Here is a 21843-nt window from a genome sequence, read left to right as displayed (position 1 = left end):
CGAGCATTGACTAGATGCTTTTCCCCACACTTTCCTCACGCGACGCATCACCGCCCTCCAGGCGCGTTGCCGTTCGCGCGTCGCCGTCCTACAACTAAAAGGTGGGCCGGAAGGCACCGGACCGCAATTGTCGAGGAGAAGCATCATGTGCCGCTGGCTAGCCTACTCGGGCAAATCCGTTCCGCTGGAAACGGTGCTGTTCCAGCAGGAACACTCGCTGATCGACCAGAGCTTGAATTCGCGGCTGGGTCATACCACCACCAATGGCGACGGGTTCGGCGTCGGCTGGTACGGACGTCACTCGGAGGTGCCGTTCCGCTACCGCTGCCTGCACCCGGCCTGGAGCGACACCAACCTGCGCGAGACGGCACGGGCGGTGCGGGCGCCGCTGTTCGTCGCCCACGTGCGCGCGGCCACTGGCACAGCGACGCAGGAGACCAACTGCCATCCGTTCCGCTTCGGCCGCTGGCTGTTCGTCCATAACGGCCTGATCCGCGAGTACCCCCTCGTGCGGCGCGACCTGATGATGGCCGTGGCGCCGCACCTGTTCCGCTGGATCGAGGGTTCGACCGATTCCGAGGTGATGTTCTTCCTGGCCCTGACTTTCGGCCTGGAGCGCGATCCGCGCGGCGCGCTGGAGCAGATGGCCGGGCTGATCGAGGACGTCGGCTACCGCCACAACGTGCAGTTTCCGCTCAACATGACCGTCTGCGTGACCGATGGCCAGCAGATCGTGGCGGCGCGTTATTCGAGCGAGGCGGACTCGCGCTCGCTGTTCCACAGCACCTCGTTCAGGCAGTTGCGCGCGCTCTACCCGGACGAGCCGCGCATCATCGCCGCCGGCGACGACGCCTTCCTGGTGCTGTCCGAGCCGCTGATCGACGTGCAGGGGGTGTGGGAGGAGATTCCCGAGGCGACCATCCTGGTTGCCCGGGGCGGCGAAATCGAGCACAACCGCTTCTTGCCGCGGCTGCCGGACCAGTCGACGTAGGGCACAGCGTTAGGGGCACCGCAAGGCTCAATGCCCCACCGCGATATGAGCACGTAAACGATTGCTGGCCTGCGTGGCCTTGTGCGGGCGCCGTGCGACGAAGTGCTCCATTGCGCCGATCGGGACCGACTGCTGTCATATGCGCACCAGTGGTTGTATCAGCATCGACTGCTCATCGTGCATGAGCGCGCCATCCGAAGCCTTGTCGCTGCGGCATTGACCGAGCTTGAGGCCGGCGCCGCCGCCTCGATCCATCCGGCGGTGCGTCCGTAGCGCCGCACCCCTCGCCGGAGCACCGCAATCGCCGCGGCAGCATGGTACTGAGCCAATACCCATACTTCGCGCATTTGCACCTTTGAAAAAAGCCCGCGCGACCGGGGGGAGTCGGACTGCACGGGGTGAATGCGAGCCGGAAACAACCCTTGGCCGAGGTATTCCGATATCGCATGAAAGCGGGATCAAACCATCGGAAAGTTCTAAAACATTGCAAGACATTGCAAGACATTGCAGGCAATGGCTAAGAAGATCCGGGACAGGCTTTACAAGCGGCAACAGCAAACGCTGGCGTGCAGGATTCTTTGCATGATTGCGCAGGGCGCACCTCGAAAGACAGCCGGATGGTAGCTACCATAGATTCCAAATAATGAGAATCAACCAAATGCATTGGTGAATTCACGTCATCCAAGAGGTTAGGTTTACTATAACCAGAGTACCAATCAGATAACATGGACGTGGGGCGTGAATATTCGTCGCCATTGGTCCCAACAAAAATGAGACCTTGGTCCATATCCTTGTCCGCTCCTGGTTTGTAGGCTTAAGAAAGGGAGTTCCATCATGAAGGGAGTTCCAATCTTGAAAACGCTAGCTGATCTGAGCCTGTCGCGTCAGTTTCTGATTACCAGCCTGCCCGTTCTGCTGTTCGGAATGATTGTGATCGGCACGCTGGTGAGCCAGGAAGTGGAGAATGGCGTGGTGAACCGTCTTGGCGGGGTCACGGGCCTGTACGTGGAGAGCTTTGTCGCGCCACACGCCCAGACGCTGCTTCACGCCAGTGACCTTAGCGAATCGGATCGGGAAGCGCTGGGCAAGCTGCTGCGCAATACGCCGCTCGGCGAAAAGATCGTGGCTTTCAAGGTCTGGCGCCCCGATGGCCGGGTACTGTATAGCAGGAACCCGCAGATGATCGGGCGTAAGTTTCCCGTCGAGGAAGGCCTCGAGACTGCGTTGGCCGGCAGCGTTCACTCCAAGATCAGTACGTTGTCGAGCGAGGAGAACCTGTTCGAGGCCGGCAACTGGCGTCAACTGATCGAAACCTATGTACCGATCCATGGTGACGGCACCGGGAAGGTCATCGCGGTGGCGGAATTTTACCAAACCACCGATGAAATGGAACGTGAAGCATGGGCGGCGCGACGCAATAGCTGGTGTGTCGTGGCATTCACTGTGCTGACCATGTATCTCCTTTTGTTCGGCCTGGTGCATCGGGGCAGCCGAACCATCGGCCGGCAGCGGCAGGAGCTGAAGGACAAAGTGGCACAACTGTCGGAGTTGATCGGACAGAACGAGAGCCTCCACGAGAAGGTCTGGCGCGCGGCCGTCCGCAGCACCGCGGTCAATGAGCAGTTCCTGCGGCAGATCTCCGCCGACCTGCATGATGGACCCGCGCAGGACATGGGGCTTGCGTTGATGCAGTTCGAAGCCCTTGCCGATCAATGCCGGCGTTGTCCAGGAGGGCACGGCCAGGTGCAGGCTGGCGGCGTGGATTCCATACGCTCGTCGCTCAAATCGGCACTGACTGATCTGCGCACCATTTCCGGTGGCCTTCGCTTGCCGGATATCGATCGGCTCCCCATCGCCGAGGTCGCGCGACGCGCGGTGCGCGACTACCAGCGAAAATCGGGCGCCCGCGTGACGCAGCGCATCGAAGAGGTGCGTACCGAAGACTCTCTGCCTGTCAGGATCGCGCTCTACCGCTTGCTGCAGGAAGCCTTGTCCAACGGCTTTCGGCACGCTGGCGGATGCGGGCAGCAAGTCAATGTCAGGGAAGTTGACGGTAACTTGAAGATCGAAGTGATGGACACGGGTTCAGGTTTCGATCCGGTCGTTGCCTCGAAGGGCGGCGGCCAGGGCCTGGTCGGGATGCGTGAGCGCGCCGAGATCCTCGGCGGCTCGTTCGAAGTCATCAGTTCGGCAAGCCAAGGGACCGTCATCCACGTGAGCCTGCCACTGGGCGTGCCGGAGATGCAAAATGCGTGAGCCAGTCAGAATCCTCGTCGTAGATGACCACCCGCTGTTCAGGCAAGGGGTGGTGCTTTCGCTCAATGCATCGGCTGAGTTCACCGTCGTCGGCGAGGCCGGTTCCGGCGAGGAGGCGCTGGCGCTCGCCCGCGAACTGCTCCCCGATATCGTGCTGCTCGACATCAGCATGCCCGGGTGGAGCGGGCTGGTAACCGCGGAGAAGATCGCGACCGCCTGCCCGGCGACGGCCATCGTGTTGCTGACGGCTTCCGAAGACCAGGATATGTTGCTTGGCGCCTTCAAGGCCGGCGCGCGCGCCTACGTCCTGAAGGGCGTCTCGGCCCAGAAATTGCTGGATGTCCTGCGCTCCGCACTCCAGGGCGAGGTTTATGTATCGCCGCCACTGGCGTCGGAAATGCTGGCATCGCTGACGCGCAGCCGCGCACCGGATCCCCTGCAGGAACTGACGGAACGGGAGCGCGAAATTCTCGGGCTGATCGGCGTTGGCATGACGAACAGGGAAATTGGCCAGCGTGTATTCCTGTCCGAGAAAACGATAAAGCACTACGTCACGAACATCCTTCAGAAATTGCAGGTTCGCAGCCGGGTCGAGGCCGCGCTCCTCGCTTCGCAGCGCTAGCTGCCCACACCCCACCAGAGCCATTGACGCGCGTTCCAGGGTATCAAGGATCGCACCCGGTGCGGACCGCCGCACGATTTCTCCGGCGACGATGCCAGGAGCCTGCGGCATCTCGCTACGTGGAAGTCCGGGATCCTGCGGCTCAGATGGGCAGCAGGCGTATCCTCGCCGGGTCCGGCCTCTGCGACAACGGTGAACTCAGTCGATGCATTGAGCGAAAGCACCACTCCCTGGCTGAATAGAGGGTCGTCGGCGTAGTCGCGCGAGTGGAATCAATCCGATCGTCGCTCAAATCTGCCCTGGCCGATCTGCGTGCCATTTCCGGCGGCCTCCGGTTGCCGGATATCGACCGGCTTCCCATTGCCGGACCCGGCAAGGATATGGACTAAGGTCTCATTTCGTTGAGACTAATGGCGAACCATAGTCCCTCCCATCGCCCATGTTATCTAGCTCGTCACCACACTATAGTAAGCCTAACGCCTTGGGCGATGCATGCAGCAGAATGCGTATGGTTATTTCCCATCGCTGGAAAACTATGGTAGGTGAATTCCGGCTCTCTTGGGGAGATGCGCAATCAAAGAAACCCCCTCGCCGGATTCGTTTGCGGCCACTGCCGCGTGCAGGCCGGATGCTTGCCCACTGCCATGAAATGCCTCGGCATTGAGCCGATGCCGGGGACGGGCCGGGCGCCGCGCGCCCAACCAGAATTGATACAAAGGAGGTAGATTGACATGACTGAAACTCGCTCCCGGCGTCGTATCATGGCGCGCACTCTCTGGCTGGCCGCTGCTGCCGGCATCACCACACTACTGGTCGCCTGTGGCGGTGGCGGCGGCGATAGTGCACCGGCACCTTCAACGCCCGCGCCGACTGCGACGCCGACGAGCTTCAGCGGCACGATTACCGGATTCGGCAGCCTCATTGTCAACGGCGTACGCATCGACAATAGCGCGGCCAAGACCACCCTCGACGACGACAATCCCAATGCCGGTGCCGATGACATACGCCTTGGCATGGTAGTGGCAATCGAAGGCGAGCGCGACAACAGCGGGGCAACCGGCCGGGCAACCAGCATCGCCGCGCGCAGCTTCGTGCAGGGGCCGATCTCCAGCATCAACGTCGCGGGCAACACGCTGACGGTGCTAGGCGTGGTGGTGACTGTCTCGCCATCCACAGTCTTCGACGGCAATGGCCTGACCGGGCTGGCCGTGCTGTCGATCAACGATACGGTGGAGGTCCACGGGCTTCCCGATGCAACCGGCGCCCACCTGAAGGCCACCCGCATCGAGAAGAAAGCACCCACGGCCGAGATCCGGCTCACCGGTGTGGTGCAGGGCGCGACCGCCACCAGCTTCACCATAAACGGCATCACGGTCCAGTTCACACCGGCAGCGCTGGTGAACCTTCCTAGCGGCGTCATCAACGGCGCTGTTGTCCGGGTGAAGGGAACGCTGACCGCGCCGACGGTCATTGCGGCCGCCAGGGTGCGCGGCACGACCCTGATTCCAGCGATCCCGCAGGGCCAGCGGGCAGAGTTGGAGGGCGTAATCACGAAGTTCACTTCGGCCACAGACTTTGAGGTGTCCGGCCTGCGGGTGACGGTGCCGTCCACCGCCACGGTGAGCGGTACGCCAACACTCGGCGCCCGTGTGGAAGTGAAGGGGGCCGTCGCCAACGGCGTACTTGTGGCTACGCAGGTCGAGGTCGAGGACGAAGCCCATGAAGCCAACGAAGCGAACGAACTGCATGGCACAATCTCCAGCCTCGACAAGGCCGCGCAAACCTTTGTCCTAAGCAGTGGCGGCGGCGTGACCGTGAAATGGAATAGCGCAACGGTCTTCGACAATGCAACCCTGCCGAGGGGCGCCGACGATCTCGCGGCCGGCATGCGCCTGGAGATCCGAGGGAAGGTGAGCGGCAACGTGGTGCTTGCGAGCCGCATCAAGCGGGACAACTAAGCTGTAGGCGCCGGCAGCGGAGGGTGGCAAGCAGGTTGTTATGAAGCGGGCGCGGTTGCTGAAATTGTGCTAATTCTACTAGGCAATCCGCCCGTCAACGGACGTGTAATGAATCCCGGTACGCAAAGGCAGCATCTAGAGCCCCTGGGGGCGAAGCAAACTCACTTCAGGGGCATTGATTCCCGCCTATCGCGATGGCCCGGTGGGGTTCACGGGCTAACAGCGAGTTGTTCAGAACATCTTTAAATCTGGAAGACTGGAGCTAATTATGAGTGACATGCTTCAATATAGAAATTATTATGGTTCTGTCGAATATAGTGCTGCCGACAGGTGTTTTATAGGAAAGCTTGAGTTTATTGATGATATTATAATATTTGATGGGACTAGCGTGCCTGAGCTCGAGGCGGCATTTCGGGATGCAGTTGACTCGTATATTGTATTTTGCGAATTGAGGGAAAAGGAATCTTGCACTGCCTATGAAGGAGGCATAAAAATTCGAATTGGGTCTGAACTTCATAGAAAAGCCGCGGTGTCGGCTAAAAAAAATGGCAAGTCACTAAATGATTTGGTTAAGTATGCGATTGAGAAGGTTCTATATGAAAATCCTGAGTCTCATGGTAGCTGAATCATGAGAAGGAGTGCTCCGGACGCAGGGTGGGATCGTTGTTGATCAGCGAGGTGCCGGTAATCCGACCCTGGAACAGCCGCTGACGGTCGGGTAGCGATAGGCCTTGCCAAGCGATACGCGATGATGCCATCGGATCGCCATGTTGGGAGTGCGTGGGCCGGTCTGATGACCGCCAGCAAGGTCGCCATCACGGTCGCTATCAAATCCGTGGCGCGAAGCGTTGGCTGGCTGCGCTTCCAGGGTAGACCTCGTGGTTGTTCCCGCATCCTGTATATCCTGGTTGCAGAATGGATGCGCCGCACCCGGGTGCTTCCGAGCGCGCCTCAGAACCGTACCGCCGGTTGCGCGGCGCCGGGTACGACTGCCCCCGGAGACGCGGCGGCACCCCCTGCTCCCGCAGTCCCACCAACGCCCCCAACGCCCCCCACGCCCCCCACGCCCCCAACGCCTTTGACCACCGGCGCGATCATCTCCTGCGGCGGCATGAATTTCCACTCTCGGTATGTAGTCTTGCCCTCGAAGTCCTGAAAGCGCAGGTCGAAGTTGCCGATCTTGATCGGCTTGCCGTTCGACATGCTGTACACGCCCATGATGCCGGGGCCCGGCACCGCCTGGATCGTTCCCCACCCGTCCTCGCCGGTGAGCGGATCCACATAAAGCTTGCGCAGGTGGCGGCGCGGGGTGGGATAGCGCGGATCTTTCAGCAACGCCTGCAGGCTCGGCGGCGTACGCGGCTGGCCGGGCGGGGTCGCGTTGGCGTAGCTGATGAAGGCGTCGCGAAACTCGGTGCCGATGGCCAGCAGTTCTTCTTCCGCGGCACGGCGCTGCGCGACCGCGCCCAAACGGAGTGTGGCGGCGGCTGCGACGCCGATCACCGCCACCATCAGGACTAGGCCGATGTAGCCGAAGCCGCGTGCGCGTTTGGTCGGGCGGGCCATCATGGTCTATCTCTGCGAGAAGGGGGTATTGCTGCGGCCGCTCCCGGTCGCGCTGCTGCGCAGGTCGTAAACCCGGCCTTTGCTGGAATCCTCCGGCGGTACGATGATCCAGGCGGTGCTGCTGTTGGCCACCGGATCGAACGGCATGGCGCGCAGGTACTTTTTCTCGACCAGCTCTTCGAGCGAGTCCGGATAGCGCCCGGTGTCGCCATAGAATTTGTCGATGGTCGAACGCGCGGTGGCCAAGTTGTCGATCAGCACCGTTTCGCGTGCGGTATCCACGCTATGGAAGTAACGTGGCACAGCGAGCGTCAGCAGCAGCGCGATGATGGCAAGTACCACCAGCAGCTCGACCAGGGTGAAGCCCCGGGCAGGGCGCGCAAGCGCGGGGCGCAGGCGAATCGACGGCATCGCGGTCACCATTTCCTGTACGGAACACCGTTCAAACCGGTCTGTTCGGACCGGGTGTAGACATCGTAGACATCGTCGCCTTCCTGCGGCGCGTCGGGCTCGCTGGCATAGCTGCGCTTGGCCCACGATGCGGACTCAGGGCCGTTGGTGTCTGCTGCCATCGGGTCGCGCGGCACCCTGCGCAGGAAGTACATCTTGCTACGGGTGGGGCTGCGCTGATCGAGCACGCCCTCGGCCAGGATCTCCAGGTCCTTCGGGTAGCCGGTACCACCGGCCATCTTTGGAATCCGTCCTTCATCGCTGGCGCGCTTGTAGGCGTCGATCGCGCTGCGGATCTCTCGCAGCGCCCGCCGCAGCTCCTGCTCCTTGGTGCGCTGCACGGATATCTGTGCCAGCGGCAACGCAATGGTCGCCAGCACGCCGAGGATAGCCAGCGTGACCAGCAACTCGATCAGCGTGAAGCCGCGCACGCCGGGGCGCGCCCGGCGCATCTGCCGCCAGCAGGTTTGGGTGGACGGATTCATGGCTGCACCTGCACGACATGCGGCGCCGGTGCCTGCGCCGGTATGGCGCTGCCCTTCAAGCCGACCGGCGCGGCCGTCAGCAACTGAATGGCCGAAGCATTGGCCGGCGCGAGCGCGCGGAAATTGATGCTGGCGAAGTTGCCGCTACCGCTGGCGCCGCTGTTGTCGGTGCGGGTGCCGGTGATGAGAAGCTGTCCGGCGGTATCGACCTTGCTGGTAAAGCTGGTTGGTGCGCCGCCCTGGCGCAAGAACCCGCCTTCGACCACGCCGCCGGCCTGGAACACCTTGTCGTCGAAGGTGATCGCCACCGGGACGCTGGTGACGGGCCTCCCGGACTGCATCGAAAGCTGCAGGGTGAAGGTGTCCCCGACCTTCAGCTGCTGCGCGCCGTCCCAGCGCAATTGCGCGCTGCCCGGGGCGTTGGCGGCGGGCGTTTCCCGCGCTTCCGGCGCGGCCGGCGTGGTGGCGGACGCGGCAGCCGTATCGTCGTCCTGGGCTGCCGGAGCCGGAGCGGCAGGAATCACCGCGGCTGCGGGCACCGAGACAGGCATGGCTGCCGGTTGCGCCGGCCCTGGCGCGCTGGGTGGCACACCCTGGCCCGGCTGGCCTGTCAGCGCGATCAGCGGCGCCCGGGCGGAGGGCACGGTAAGCCCTTGGGGACGCAGCCGCAGGCTGGTCTCGGTGCCCGCCGCGAACGTCAGCATGGTCGGCTCCGGGCGCTCGATATTGCGGATCAGGTGGGGCGTGATCGACAGCACGATTTCGGTGTTGTGGTTCTCGTCGGCCGAGTTGCCGAATAGCCGGCCGAGCATGGGCAGGTCGCCGATCCCCGGAATCTTCTTGGCGTTGCGGCGGTCTTCGTCGCTGATCAGGCCGGCCAGGACCTGGTTCTCGCCGTCGCGCAGGCGCAGTGTGGTGCTGGCGGTGCGTGTGCCGATCTGGTATGCGACCGAGCCGGACTTGGTCTGCAGCTGGCTGACGATATTGCTGACTTCGAGCGAGACCTTGATCGCCACGTCGTTGTCCAGGTGGACCGCCGGCTCCACATCGAGCTTCAGGCCGACGTCGATGTAGTTGATGGACTCCGAGGCAAAGCCCGTGGCGGTGGAGGTGGTAGTGATCAAGGGCACGCGGTCGCCAATCAGGATCTTGGCCTTCTCGTGGTTGCGGGCGCGGATGCGCGGATTGGCCAGCAGCTTTGCCGAGGAATCGGTGTTGCCCGCATTGATGGTCACGGGCCCGATGCCGGCTGCAAGCGTGGAGCTGGTGATATTGGTCAGGTCGCGCAGCGTCAGCAGGCCGCCCGCGGCGGACGGGATCGGCGTCAGGCTCAGGCTGTCCGGCCAGGCGATGCCCAGGTTGAGCAGCCGGTCGCGCTTGACCTCCAGGATCTCGACCTCCAGCATCACTTCGGGCTCGGGCACATCATGCAGGGCCACCAGCCGGGAGGCGAGCCGGATCGCCTCCGGACTGTCGCGCACGATCAGCATGTTGAGCTTGTCGTCGACCACCACATCGCGCGTCTTTAGGATGGTCTTGAGCGTGTTGGCCACCATCTTGGCGTCGGTGTTGGCCAGGTGGAAGGTGCGCACCATCAGCTCCTGGTAGTCCTTTTGCTTGTTCGGGGTGTTCGGATAGATCAGGACCGTGTTCTCGTCGAGCACCTGCTGCTCGAGCTGGTTGGTCAGCAGCGTGAAGTACACGACCGACTCCACCGTGCTGTTCTTGAGGAATACCGTGGTCTTCTGGTCGGTGCGCACATCCTTGTCGAACAGGAAGTTCAGGCCCGACGAGCGCGATACCACTTCAAACAGCTGCTTCAGGGTCACGTCGCGGAACTCGATCGAGATCGGCTTCTTGTAGGCAACCGACAGCATCCCGTCGCCCGGCCGGCCGGTGGCGTCGTCGCCATCGCGGCGAGCCGCCACCGCTGCTGCGGGGGCCCGGGCGCCGGCAGCAGCGGTGGCAGCTGCACGTGTCTTGGCGCGTGCGGCCTCCAGCGCGCGCATGCCCGCGGTGGCACGCTCGTTACCGCGATCGAGCGCCAGCGCGCGGCGGTAGATCGCTTCGGCAAGGTCGGGCTTGCCGGTGGCGGCCTCGCGGTCGCCGCGCTCCACGTAGCTTGCGATCGTGAGTTCGCGTGCCCGCAGATAGCCCATCTTGTATTGCACGTCCTTGGGATTGAGGGCCATGGCTTCCTGGTACTTGGCCATGGCTTCCTCCAGCCTGCCTTGCGCAGCCAGTCCCTGTCCTTCGCGGAATGCCTTGTCCGCGGCGCAACCGCCCAGCAACAGGACGGCCGCCACAAGACAGGCCGACCCCAGCCGCGTTGCCAGCCCGCCCCGGACGCACTTGGTAGCGTTTGATTCAAACATCAGTCAGCCTCCCCGATGGCCAGCTTTTGAACCTGCTTCAGTGGCAGGTATGTAATCGTCACGGTGGTTGGCGTGATCGCTTCGGCACGGTAGGTGCTATCGATCATGCTGTGCTCACGCACGACATAGGTATCCCCGCCCCGCGCCAGGTAAGCCTCCCACTTGCCGTTTTCCTGCTTCTTGCCCAGATAGGTGAAAGGCAAGGGGGGCGCGGTCGGCTTTGGCGGCGGCGCCACGACGACGGGCGGCGGCGGCGGTGGCGGCGGTGTCCAGTTTTGGCTGACGAACAGTGTGCCGGCAGGCGTGTCGCCGTCGCCGAGCAGTTCCGCGCGATCGCGCACGGCAAGAATGACCGGCTCCCGCGACGGGTTGCTGTCCGCGCGCACCGGTGCTTCGGCGGCGCTTGTGGCGGTGGAGCGCGTCACCGCGGTGACGACGTCCCCCGCTGGCGATTTGTCCCCGAAGATGCTCAGCCAGGCCGCTCCAAGCAGCAAGCCGCCGAGCGCGATATGACGCGGCTTCATGGCTTGTCGCTCCGCATGGCCATTACCCCGGGCGCGGGGTGGGAAGGCGGCGCCTCCTTCAGATGCAATGTGAAGCGCAGCCTTGCGTCCAGCGTGCCGTTGCCGACCAGGTCGCGCCGGAAGCTGATCTCGTCCAGCGAGGCGAAGGGGATCGCCAGCAGGGTTTTCTCGCAGAATCGGCGGATTGCGCTGTACGAGCCGTTCACTGGCAGCAGGACCTGGTAGCTGTAGACCTGGCTGTTGCTGTCGTAGCTCACCTTGTACTCGCCCTTGGCCAGCGTCAGTCCGCTCTCGCGCGCCTTCTCGAACAGCGTAAGCAGTTGCCGCTCGGTACGGTGACGATCGCCCAGCGTGGCATAGAATGCAGCCAGCCGCTCCTGCCCTGACACCGCAACCGCCTTGCGCGGCGCGCCTGGCACCACGCGCTGGGCCATCCGTTCGGCTTGCAGCGCGGCGCGCTGCGAGTCGACCTGGGCCTGTTCATGCGGTACCCACCACAGCCAGCACAGTGCGCCGGCGATACAGAGCAGGCTGGCGAGACCCGGGCCGGTACCGTAGCGCGATAGCGCCAGGCGGATCTGCAGCAGGGTTCTTCCGATGCGCGGTGGCGTCATTTTTCGCTCCTTGCCCATTCTGCGAGGAACTGGAATCGCAGCGGCTTGTTCGGGTCTTGCTCATTGATCTCATGCCGGGTCAGCACCACCGATGAGAACATCGGCTGCTTGCTGACGCGGCTGATGTAGTCGAGCATGTCCTCGCCGGTCTTTGCCTCGGCGCTGCCCTTGATGGCGTGCCGGGCGGCATCGGGCGCAAGTTCCAGCAAGGCGATGCTGCCGGCGGGCGTGGCCGCCTCGACCGCCTGGAACAAGTCGCGCCACGGCAGGTTCAGGCGCGCAACGACATCGTTGACCGCGCCGGCCTGCGCTTCGCCAATCGGCGCGCCGCGTTGCGCGGGCCGGTCGCGCTCGCTGGCGCGGTTGCGGATCTGCCGGAGTTCGGCCTGGCGCAGCTCGCCTTGTTGCGCCAGGTTGTACCCCGCGACCGCCGCGCTTGCACATAGCGCAAGGCCGATTGCCGCCGCCAGCCAGATGGCAGGCCCGGTCTGCGCCACGGTGCGCCGCAGTGAGCGCGGTGCAAAATCGATCTGGCTCGTCTTCATGGGCGCGCTCCTGTCAATGCCAGTTCGGCGCCCGCCGATGCTTGCGCTGCGGCGCCATCGAGCCGCACGCAGGCCGGTGCGCCGTCCTGCGGCGCAAGCCATGGCTCGGGTACCCAGCCGCACAGGCAGACGCGGTCCGGCGCCGGCATTGTCTGGCGCAGGGCCTCGCGCGCGAGTTGGGTGGACAGCCAGGCCGGGTCGTCCAGCGCGGCCGGCGGCAGCGGCAGGCGGCGCACCTCGGCCAGCCGGCCCTGGTCGATCACGCCCAGCGACAGTGCCTGGGCATCCACCACGCCGAACCAGGTATGGGCCGCCACAGCGTGCCGCCAGCGGTTCCAGGCGGCGATGAACTGCGGCTGGATCGCGACCAGCGCCAGGCGATGATCCGCCACGGCTTGCTGCAATCCGTCCAGCAGTGCCTGCGGCACCGCGCAGGCAAGGAACGGGTGCTGCGCGTCCCAGTCCGCGCGGACATGCCAGTCGCTCGGCGGCTCGCCATAGAGTTGCTGGAAGCGCATCGTCATCGCCGCGTGGCAATCGCGCAGCCGCTCGGCATTGTGTGGCGGCGTGACCATGAACAGCCGCACCCACTCGTTGCCGAGAACCACGGTGGCGTCCATCCGGGCGCAGCCGGTGTCTGCCAGTGCGGTGCGCAGGCCCTGCAGCGCGTGCGGCGCGGATCCGGCGTCGAGTGGCCGATCCATCAACAGGTGGCGCCTCGGCCGCAGCCACCCGTGGGAGCGCACCAGCGCTACATAGGTGCTCGACAGGCCGATGCGCAATGTTGTCTGGAGTTTATTCATGGAGCGTGACTCGCTTGATTTCTTCGAGCGTGGTTTCACCGCGGCTGACCAGTTCCAGTGCGGCTTCGCGCAAGCTGCGGCTGCCATTGCGCCGGGCGGCCTCCTTGATCTGGCGGATCGGGCGCTTGTCGATGATGAGTTCGCGCAACTCGTCATTCAGGATCAGGATCTCGGCGATGGCGCGGCGCTTGCTGTATCCGGTGCCCCGGCAATCGCCGCAGCCCTTGCCCTGCATGAAGCGGTAGCCGGCCACGTCGGCGCGGCTGAGGTAGACCCTGGCCAGTTCGGTGTCGTCCGGTGCGTGAGGCGTGGCGCAGCGCGTGCAGTTCATCCGTACCAGCCGTTGCGCCCAGATGCCATTGAGCGCGGAGACAAAGGCATAGGGATCGATGCCCATATGCGTGAAACGGCCGAAGACGTCGTAGACGTTGTTGGCGTGGACCGTGGTCAGGACCAGGTGGCCGGTCAGTGCCGATTGCACCGCGATCTCGGCGGTCTCGCGGTCGCGGATTTCGCCGACCATGATCTTGTCCGGGTCGTGGCGCAGGATGGAGCGCAGCCCGCGCGCGAAGCTAAGCCCCTTCTTTTCATTGACCGGGATCTGAAGGATGCCCGGCAACTGATACTCGACGGGATCCTCGATGGTGATGATCTTGTCGCGGCCGTTGTGGATTTCGGTCAACGCGGCGTAGAGCGTGGTGGTCTTGCCGGAACCGGTGGGGCCGGTCACCAGCAACATGCCGTAGGGCTCTTGCGACAACATCCGCAGCGCGGCAAGCGACGGCGCGTCAAAGCCCAGCGCTTCCGGCGTGAGCGATCCATACGCCTCGATCATGGCGCGCTTGTCGAGAATACGGATCACAGCGTCCTCGCCATGGATGCTGGGCATGATGGACAGCCGCAAGTCGATCTCGCGGCCGCCGGCTTCGACCCGGAAGCTGCCGTCCTGCGGCACGCGGCGCTCGGCGATATCGAGCTCCGCCATGACTTTCAGGCGCGAGATGACCTGCTCCGCGACCTCGACGCCGTGCGCCGTGGCGGCGTGATCCAGCACGCCGTCGATGCGGTACTTCACCGCCAGCCCGTGCGCGGTGCTTTCGAGGTGAATATCCGAGGCGCCGGCCTTGAGCGCGTCATAGAGCGTGGAATCGACGAGCTTCACCGCCGGGCTGGCGACCTCCGACAGCGATGCGAATGACAGCACGGCAGCGGTCTTGCCGCCGTGCGCCTCGCCGGCGGCACTGCTGACGATGTTATCGACCGCGCGCACCGATTCTTCCTGCTTCGACAGGTAAGCCTGAATATCGGCTTGCAAGGCCAGGCGGTACAGCAGGGCCATGCCTGCCCGGGCTTCCAGCCAGGTGTGCAGGTCGGTGTCGAACGGGTCGGCAATGACTGCAATGCCCTGGCCGGCGTCGTCGCGCAGCAGCACGCAGCGGCGTTGCATGGCCTTCGACAGCGGCAGCCTGTCAAAGGCCGGGGCCAGCGTCAGCATCTGTGCGGTTTCCACCACCTCCAGCCCGAACGCCCGCGCCAGGGCCAGCACCAGGTCACGCGGTTCGGCGCCGGTCAGGCTCTCCAGCTCGCTGATCATCGTGCGCTGCGAGAGTTGCGCCTGCTTGCGGGCCCGTTGCAGCAGCGGGGCATCGAAGACAATTTGCGGAGCAGCGTTCTCGCTCATGTCAGGCCTCCGGCAAGGTCGAAGATCGGCATGTACAGCAACACCACGATGGTGCCGACGATCAGCCCGATGCCAGTCATCAGCAGCGGCTCGAACATGCGCATGAAGCGCTCGATCCAGCGGCTGATCTCGCCATCGTAGAAGTTGGCCGACTGTGTGAGCATCGCGCCCAGCTCGCCGCTGCGCTCGCCAACGCGCAGCATGCGCAGCGAGATCGGCGTGGTGAGTCCCTGTGCCTCGAATGCCGCCGACAGCGTGAGCCCCGACTGGATGGCCTGCCTGGCGGCGCCAAGACTGGCGCGCAGGTCCGCGGCGGCCATCGCCTGCGCGGTGTCGATCGCGGCGACGATATGGATGCCGCCTTCCAGCAGCATGCCCAGGGTGAGGTAGAGCCGCGACAACTCGACAATGCGCACACAATGGCCGATTCCGGGAAGACGCGCCAGCAGCGAGCCGATGCCACGGCGCGCCAGCAGCCGCCGCACGCCGAAGAACGACGCCAGGGCGCCCAGCAGCGCAGCCGGCATCAGCACCGCGCCGTGGCGTCCGGCGAACTGGCCCCAGCCCAGCAGCACCTGTGAAAGCCACGGTAGGGTGCGCCCCGCGCCTTGGTACACCTCCGCGAAGCGGGGCACCACGTAGCCGATCAGGAAGGCGGTGACTGCGCCCCCGACCATCAACAGGATCATCGGATAGATGGCGGTGCTGACCAGCTTGTTGCGCACGCTGTCGATGCGCTGCTGATAGTCGACGTAGCGTCCCAGCGCTTGCGGCAGGTCGCTGGTGTTCTCGGCCGCCTGGACGATGCCGACATAGAGCGGGGGGAAAATATCCTTCAGCTCGGCCAGCACCCGGGAGAACCGCTTGCCCTCGCGCAGCCCGGCAAGCAGTTGCGACAGGACTGTGACGGACGCCGCATTGCTTTCCTTCTCCTGCAGCGCCTCCAGGCATTCCACCAGGCTTAGACCCGCATTGAGCAGGGCCAGCAATTCCTGGCTGAACAGCGATACCGCAAAGCGCCCGCGGCCCCGCCCGGGCAAACGCAGCCCGGCAGCCAGGCTTGCGCGCACCGGTGCGATGGCCGCGGGGCAGAGGCCGCGCGCTTCGACCTGGCTGCGCGCGTCCGCCTCGTTGCGGGCATCCAGCCTGAGCTGAACCATCAGATGGTCTGGTGACAGGGCGCGCACGTCAAACTGCATGGTTGTCTCTCCGCTGGGTCCGAAGCGATCAATGAGTGGAGGTCCGGGACGGCTTGCGCCCCGAGGCATCATGTTGCCGGGCTGTTCGAGCCGCATCGCTGGCTTGTTTCAGCCAAATGCGCACAGCAAGCAGGCGGGCTCACGAGACCGTCGGGAAACGCGGCACGCTACGAGCGGCGGCGCGCCATATTCGGCGTGGGCCGACCCGGACCGCATTGGCGGCGAGGTGCCGGCGGTGCCGGCACTCTGTGCAGGAAGAAAGAAAAGTGCTCGACTTCATGTCACCCTCGACCCGGTAGGGTTTATATGCGTCTTCACGCCAGACACTTGCTGTCTTGTCGTCTTGCCGTCTTGCGTTGAGGACGGTGCTGCGGACCGTTCCATACTTGCTGCGGCGGCCCCCGTTCGGGGCCTGCCCGGTCTCTGCCAATTCCCGCATCGGTTCCCGGAAATTCCATGGAACTTCAGTACTCCGTCTAACGCTGGCACCTGAGAGCACTGCTGGCTCGGCGTTGCTCTCTCCCAGCGGAACTGCTTTCTGTTTGTTTTACGGAAGCCCCCTTGCGCATGGCTCGCTGCAACGGGCTGGCTCGCCGCGATGCTCTAGTTCGTAATGTCGGCGGCGTCGCCGGTACCGCCCGCTTGCCCGTCTTTTCCATACGAGCGGATTTCCACTTCGCTAGTGGCCCCGGGCGACCGATACTGATAGGGGTGGCCCCAGGGATCGAACGGCACGTCCTTCTTCAGGTATGGCCCGTTCCACTGGACGCCGCCACCCGGCTTGGTCACCAGGGCGATGAGTCCCTCCTCGGTGCTCGGATAGCGCCCGACGTCGAGCCGGTAGGCATCGAGGGCCTTTTCCAGCGCATCTATCTGCGCCTTCGCCATGGTGCGCTCGGACTTGCCGAGCTGCGAGAAGTACTTGGGCCCGACATAAGCGGCCAGCAAGCCGATGATGACCACCACGATCAGCAGTTCGAGCAAGGTAAAGCCGGCGGCGCGGCTTCGGGTCAGCGAGGTCTTCATGGCGCGGCTCCCGGCTTGGACTGGTTGCGGTTGGACTGCATGCGGGCCAGCACGGCCGGCACATACAGCATGGTTTCGCGGTAGGGCGGAATGCGTCCGGCATGCCTGGCCACGGCGCCCTCGCCGGCGTTGTAGGCGGCAAGCGCAAGTGCGACATTGCCGTCATGCCGCGCCAGCAGGTACTTAAGGTGGCGGATGCCTGCGTCGATGTTCTGCACCGGATCGGTGAGTTCGGTGACGCCATACATCGCGGCGGTGGACGGCATCAGTTGCATGGCACCCGTGGCGCCCTTGACCGATATGGCGGCGGGATTTCCCCCGGATTCGACGTCGATGATCGCCCTGACCAGGGCCACGTCGACGGCGTGCTTCTGCGACAGTTGCTCGACTAGCGGTGCGAGTTGCCGATCGCGGATGTCGCGCGTATCGCCGGCGCGGTAAGCCGGGCCGGACGCCACTTTTTTTGTGGGCAATGCCGCGAGACGCGGCGCATCTCCGCGCAGGAAAAGGCGATAGCTCTTGTCAAGCGGCTGGCTTGCGAAACGGACTTCACCATCCGGTCCTTCCGAACGATAGATGTCCGCGCTCCACGCAAGATCGCAAAGGCTGATGCCAGTCAGTCCCGTTGATAAGAAAATGAGAATTCTTATTATTGGCTTCATGCCCGCTCCCCCGCCATGGAGAAAGACTAGCACGGAGGTATTTGAAAAGAAAAGAACGTGCGACTCATCCTCTCGGTTGAATGTCCATGTATTTCATTAGCTATTGATAAGTGCATTTCGGCTAATTCGCGCCAGGACTACGGATTGCGCGGGCACCCGACGCCCGCTGGATCAATGTAAAGACATTACTCATCCATTTGACCTATGGTGCCGTTGAACGCAATCAACAAATGATTAGGCGTCAGTGAAAGGTCTGCGAAAGCTTCGGTCAATCAGAGTCGATGGCTCTGGCGATCTAAAAAACAAAAAACGGTTAGCCGGCAAGGCTAGGGATGCCATCCGGGCACATACAGGGAGTGCCTGGTAGCGTCGCGAAGATAGCCTCGGGTAAACCATGGGAGGTGATGCAAATGCATCAGACATTTAAGTGCTCGCCAATTGTGCCGTCTGGAGCCAGCGCGGGCCCCCGCATGCGCGTCATGGCTGCGCCAGTCGGAGAGACTATGAGCGCAGCCCGAAGTCGCCCATCGTAGCGGCAGCATTGATGCCCGCTCTCTAAATTGTTTTCGATTATGAAGAAAGCTGCAGGTCGGCTGGGATCCGGCCGTCCAGTCGAAATGCATGGGTCGTTAAATAAGACGGGAAAAAAGAATGAAAAACGTGGGTAATAAGAAAACCAAAGGGGAGAATCGCAGGCATTCCTTCAAGCTCGGCGTGGCCGGCTCGGGAACCACTTTGCTTGGAGAGGAACTGGTCACAAGACCGGCCCACGCCAAGGATGGCGGCGATTCGCGCGGAAGCCCTTACACCAGGCCATTTATCGTCCTGGTCAACCGGCTGGAGCAGACCGACGGCCGCGGCCCGACCGACAAGCTGCTGTCGCCGGGAACCCAGATCCTGCGCTTTGACGTCAAGTCCCATCCCAGGGTGCCGGATGCAATCCGGGTGCCGGCCACATTGCGCGAGCTGCCCGGCACGCCTTCCGCAGCCGAGCTGAAAGCCGGACTGGACCTTCGTGACCGGCAGGCGCGCGGACATGGAGCTGGTTCGCCGCCGGCGGGGATTCTACTACACCGATCCGGCGGAAGACGCCAGCCTGGCGCGCCATACCGGCATGCTCAGCATCGGCAACGAGCGGCTCGACCGCTGGTGCATGATGCCCGCGCTGACGGCACCGCACCAGATCGCGCACCTGGTGCTGAGCATGAATTAGCGGCAAGCAGTGTTGTGAAACAGCCCGCGTGCAACTTTGTCATTCGGATTGGAGGAGCTCTATGTCGGACACGAAGGCTACCAGCCTAGCTTGCTGAAACATTGAAACGGGAAATGCGGAGCGGAGCATGCCAGTGCGCAAAGGCCAACGCTCAGCATAGCGGAGTTGCCGCGCGTTTGGCAACGACGCCACGCGCCTGCATGGCATGGCAGGCGCCGGCCCGTTTCAGCGCTTTGGTGGACAGACGGCAGGCAGCGGAAGCAACCGCGAGCGATGGGAAGCGCCGCGCGACGGCGGACCCAGCACGCTCTGGATCATGGTGAGGGGAGGGGGGAATCATGTGGAACGAAGTGGGTATGACGACACGGCACCGCGGCGGAGGTGCCGCGTGTCGGTCAACATGGGCCGCGCGCAGCCTTGAGCCGTTGCGTGCATTGCTGGCTGTGGCGCTGCTCTTGCTGCAACTGTGCTGGCATGGCCAGGCGCTGGCGCAGTTGCCGCCGCCGGGCGCGGCGTCGCAATTCGACATTGCCGGCTTCCTGCAGGAGGCCACGCTGAATGGTCCAAACGCTACCGCCATCACTGGCGGCAAGCTCAAGGTCAACGGTCATGTCGTGGTGGTGCCGGACCAGACCATCGTGATCCTGCCGGCGAATGCGCTGACCTGGAAGGAGCTGTTCGATCAGGCTCCGGCGCCGTACACCGGCATTGCGACTGGCATGGCGCTGACGGATAGCCCGCCGCCGCTGACCACCTACGAGGCCCACGTGATCGGTAACCGGGTCGGCGATACCTATATCGCCGGACTGATATACCTGTCGCAGCAGGAGCTTAACTCGGGCGCGGGCTACATCAACTATATCGACTATGCCGACGGCACAATGTACATCGGCGGCAAGCTGAATGTTGACCTGACGACCGGCGTGCCGCAGAACGTGCTCGATGGCAATAACCCGGGCACGCGCGTGCGCATCAATGATCCGATCGGTAGGTTCGGCCGCGTGGCAACACCGGATCAGCGCTTCACGCTCGATCCAGACAATCCGACGATCCGCAGCACCTCCGGTTTCCCGATGTGCCTGCCACGGACCAATCCGAACGATTTGACCGTGATCCCCGACGCTTTGTGCCCGCAGGGCAACCGGCCGAAGGATGGCACCGGGAACTTCGTGAGCGCGTTCACCATGCCGGCACCCGCCACGCTGGCCGCCGGGCAACTGCCCGATCCTCGCATCATGGCGCCGTTCGAGGTGGGCGACTACGTCACCTATGCCGGTACGCTGGTCACGGACAGCGGTACCAGCGGCTCGTACCCGGCGGGCAGCGCCGGCACCTATGTGTCCGCGCACACGATCACCAATAATGTGGCTATCTATACCGCCCCCGGCACCAACCCGGCCTATGTTGCGGTGGAAGTCACCATCCTCGGCACCGGTGGCCTGACCGTGATCGGCGCGGGCGAAGCCGCCATTCGCACCCGCTTCGAGGGCATGACCACCGACCCGAGCCGCAACATCCATCTCTATGGGATTGACGTCAACCCCGACGGCACCACCAGCGATCGCGACTGGGGCACGATCGCTGTCGACCCGGGCCCACCGACGGGCCCGGTCAAGGGGCGCTGGCGCTTCCGGCCACCGTGTACGGCCACCGTGGCTAGCGTCAAGGCCTGCACGCCCCCTTCCGGAGGCAACTTCATACCGGTGACGCGCGAAGTCCGCGCGGTGATCGAGGGGGCATGGACGCCCGCGACCCTGCAGGCGGCTACCGGTGGTGCGAACGGCCTGATGGCAGGGCAGTATCACGCTCCGATCCTGGAGTACATCTTCCCGGAGAACACACCCGGCACGCCACCGCCGCCCAACAACTTCGATACGATTCCCTTCCTGGCACAGGGGGGGTACACGTCCTCCGCCGGTACCCTCGCGGGCCAGCTCAACCCATGGCCTGGCGCGCAGGCGCCGGGGTCCTGCACGGCCCCGACCGCCAACGCCGGCGCCGACTTCAGTGTCGCCTCCGGCGCGACGTCGGTGCCGCTGACGGGAAGCGCAACAGGTACCGGGCCGTTCACCTACGCGTGGACTGCGGTGTCGCCGTCGACCACGGTGATCACCAACCCGACGTCGCCGAACCCGACCTTCAACGCGCCGGTGATTCCAAGCGGTGGTTCCGCCCAGACGATGGTGTTCCGCCTGACGGTCACTGGTTGCAAGAGCCAGACTGCCACGTCGACCGTCACCGTGACGGTGCTGCCGCCCAGCCATCCGGTCCCTGTGATCAACCCGATCGCACCGGTGAAGGTCACCTCCGGCACGCCCGTCACGCTGACTGCGACCAGCAGCGGTTCGGCTGCCACGACCTACACGTGGACGCAGACGGCTGGTCCCGCGCAGGCGTTCTCGCAGCAGCCTCCAGGCAGCGCGTCCATCAAGTTCACGCGTGCGATACCGTTGGGGCAGATAACCAGCGATGTGCTGACCTTTACCGTGACGGCTAACGACGGCGGGCAGGTATCGCAGCCGGTCAGTGTCACGGTGACGGTGGCGCCGCAGCCGGATGCGGTCACCATCACGCTTGCTGAGTACCGTACGGCGAAACAGCGCGTCGACCTGACGGTCACGTCGTCCATCGTCAACCCGAACCTCGTCTTGACACTGCAACCGTACAAGACGACCTCGGGCGCGACGTTCGACCCCAGCGCACTCGGCGCCACGCTGGCCAATACCGGCGGTGGGACCTACACGCTGGTCCTGGTCGGGGCACCGCAACCCGCGTCACCGCCGGCAACGCCGCTGACCGTGAAATCCAGCATAGGAGGAACCAGCGCACCGACCGCACTGACGCGCATACGCTAAGCAGGTGAGGGCACGCCC

At 64.1% G+C, this 21843-nt stretch carries 20 protein-coding genes; 7 read left to right on the top strand and 13 right to left on the bottom strand.

The window, feature by feature from the left end:
- The first annotated feature begins 145 nt into the window (after positions 1-145).
- The 5 genes from ACYP5B_RS26395 to ACYP5B_RS26375 all read left to right on the top strand — a co-directional run bounded on the left by ACYP5B_RS26395 (position 146) and on the right by ACYP5B_RS26375 (position 6452).
- Positions 146-991 carry a class II glutamine amidotransferase gene (locus ACYP5B_RS26395; RefSeq protein ID WP_400094186.1) on the top strand — a complete coding sequence of 282 codons (846 nt, stop codon included), beginning with the start codon at positions 146-148 and terminating at the stop codon, positions 989-991.
- 852 nt (positions 992-1843) lie between these two features.
- Positions 1844-3247 carry a sensor histidine kinase gene (locus ACYP5B_RS26390; RefSeq protein ID WP_459571666.1) on the top strand — a complete coding sequence of 468 codons (1404 nt, stop codon included), beginning with the start codon at positions 1844-1846 and terminating at the stop codon, positions 3245-3247.
- Positions 3240-3869, top strand: a complete 630-nt coding sequence (locus tag ACYP5B_RS26385; RefSeq protein WP_400094182.1) for a response regulator — start codon at positions 3240-3242, stop codon at positions 3867-3869. Before ACYP5B_RS26390 ends, ACYP5B_RS26385 begins: the two co-directional genes overlap by 8 nt.
- Before the next feature lie 761 nt (positions 3870-4630).
- Complete coding sequence (locus ACYP5B_RS26380; RefSeq protein ID WP_459571665.1) at positions 4631-5827, top strand: DUF5666 domain-containing protein; 1197 nt, start codon at positions 4631-4633, stop codon at positions 5825-5827.
- 268 nt (positions 5828-6095) lie between these two features.
- Positions 6096-6452 carry a type II toxin-antitoxin system HicB family antitoxin gene (locus ACYP5B_RS26375; protein ID WP_459571663.1) on the top strand — a complete coding sequence of 119 codons (357 nt, stop codon included), beginning with the start codon at positions 6096-6098 and terminating at the stop codon, positions 6450-6452.
- A gap of 326 nt (positions 6453-6778) precedes the next feature.
- Here ACYP5B_RS26375 and ACYP5B_RS26370 read toward each other — a convergent pair whose 3' ends face one another.
- The 13 genes from ACYP5B_RS26370 to ACYP5B_RS26310 all read right to left on the bottom strand — a co-directional run bounded on the left by ACYP5B_RS26370 (position 6779) and on the right by ACYP5B_RS26310 (position 18795).
- Positions 6779-7396, bottom strand: coding sequence for a type II secretion system protein (locus ACYP5B_RS26370; RefSeq protein ID WP_459571662.1), 618 nt, complete (start codon positions 7394-7396; stop codon positions 6779-6781).
- A 3-nt stretch (positions 7397-7399) separates the two neighbouring features.
- The gene (locus ACYP5B_RS26365; protein WP_459571661.1) at positions 7400-7816 is read right to left on the bottom strand and encodes a type II secretion system protein; all 417 of its coding nucleotides are present in this window, start codon (positions 7814-7816) and stop codon (positions 7400-7402) included.
- Positions 7810-8328, bottom strand: coding sequence for a type II secretion system protein (locus ACYP5B_RS26360; RefSeq protein ID WP_400094174.1), 519 nt, complete (start codon positions 8326-8328; stop codon positions 7810-7812). Before ACYP5B_RS26360 ends, ACYP5B_RS26365 begins: the two co-directional genes overlap by 7 nt.
- On the bottom strand, positions 8325-10703 hold the full coding sequence (locus ACYP5B_RS26355) for a secretin N-terminal domain-containing protein (RefSeq protein ID WP_459571660.1): 2379 nt from the start codon (positions 10701-10703) through the stop codon (positions 8325-8327). The genes ACYP5B_RS26360 and ACYP5B_RS26355 overlap by 4 nt, the downstream gene beginning before the upstream one ends.
- Positions 10703-11227, bottom strand: coding sequence for a hypothetical protein (locus tag ACYP5B_RS26350; protein ID WP_318232894.1), 525 nt, complete (start codon positions 11225-11227; stop codon positions 10703-10705). The genes ACYP5B_RS26355 and ACYP5B_RS26350 overlap by 1 nt, the downstream gene beginning before the upstream one ends.
- Complete coding sequence (locus ACYP5B_RS26345) at positions 11224-11841, bottom strand: hypothetical protein (RefSeq protein WP_400094170.1); 618 nt, start codon at positions 11839-11841, stop codon at positions 11224-11226. The genes ACYP5B_RS26350 and ACYP5B_RS26345 overlap by 4 nt, the downstream gene beginning before the upstream one ends.
- On the bottom strand, positions 11838-12386 hold the full coding sequence (locus ACYP5B_RS26340; protein WP_459571659.1) for a hypothetical protein: 549 nt from the start codon (positions 12384-12386) through the stop codon (positions 11838-11840). The genes ACYP5B_RS26345 and ACYP5B_RS26340 overlap by 4 nt, the downstream gene beginning before the upstream one ends.
- The gene (locus ACYP5B_RS26335) at positions 12383-13189 is read right to left on the bottom strand and encodes a hypothetical protein (protein ID WP_459571658.1); all 807 of its coding nucleotides are present in this window, start codon (positions 13187-13189) and stop codon (positions 12383-12385) included. Before ACYP5B_RS26335 ends, ACYP5B_RS26340 begins: the two co-directional genes overlap by 4 nt.
- Positions 13182-14870, bottom strand: a complete 1689-nt coding sequence (locus ACYP5B_RS26330; RefSeq protein ID WP_459571657.1) for a GspE/PulE family protein — start codon at positions 14868-14870, stop codon at positions 13182-13184. The genes ACYP5B_RS26335 and ACYP5B_RS26330 overlap by 8 nt, the downstream gene beginning before the upstream one ends.
- The gene (locus ACYP5B_RS26325) at positions 14867-16069 is read right to left on the bottom strand and encodes a type II secretion system F family protein (protein WP_400094165.1); all 1203 of its coding nucleotides are present in this window, start codon (positions 16067-16069) and stop codon (positions 14867-14869) included. The genes ACYP5B_RS26330 and ACYP5B_RS26325 overlap by 4 nt, the downstream gene beginning before the upstream one ends.
- A gap of 603 nt (positions 16070-16672) precedes the next feature.
- On the bottom strand, positions 16673-17095 hold the full coding sequence (gene gspG, locus ACYP5B_RS26320) for a type II secretion system major pseudopilin GspG (protein ID WP_400094164.1): 423 nt from the start codon (positions 17093-17095) through the stop codon (positions 16673-16675).
- Positions 17092-17790, bottom strand: coding sequence for a lytic transglycosylase domain-containing protein (locus ACYP5B_RS26315; RefSeq protein ID WP_459571656.1), 699 nt, complete (start codon positions 17788-17790; stop codon positions 17092-17094). The genes gspG and ACYP5B_RS26315 overlap by 4 nt, the downstream gene beginning before the upstream one ends.
- A 537-nt stretch (positions 17791-18327) precedes the next feature.
- Complete coding sequence (locus ACYP5B_RS26310; protein ID WP_459571655.1) at positions 18328-18795, bottom strand: hypothetical protein; 468 nt, start codon at positions 18793-18795, stop codon at positions 18328-18330.
- On the opposite strand from ACYP5B_RS26310, the gene ACYP5B_RS26305 reads away from it, so the two are divergent.
- The gene (locus ACYP5B_RS26305) at positions 18794-18970 is read left to right on the top strand and encodes a hypothetical protein (protein WP_400094159.1); all 177 of its coding nucleotides are present in this window, start codon (positions 18794-18796) and stop codon (positions 18968-18970) included. The genes ACYP5B_RS26310 and ACYP5B_RS26305 overlap by 2 nt on opposite strands.
- Positions 18971-19326: 356 nt before the next feature.
- Complete coding sequence (locus ACYP5B_RS26300; protein WP_400094158.1) at positions 19327-21825, top strand: PKD domain-containing protein; 2499 nt, start codon at positions 19327-19329, stop codon at positions 21823-21825.
- Positions 21826-21843 lie beyond the last annotated feature (18 nt).

Source organism: Cupriavidus sp. 8B (assembly GCF_054589115.1).
The sequence above is the reverse complement of the archived record's forward strand: the minus strand, read 5'-3'. Positions and strand labels throughout refer to the sequence as shown.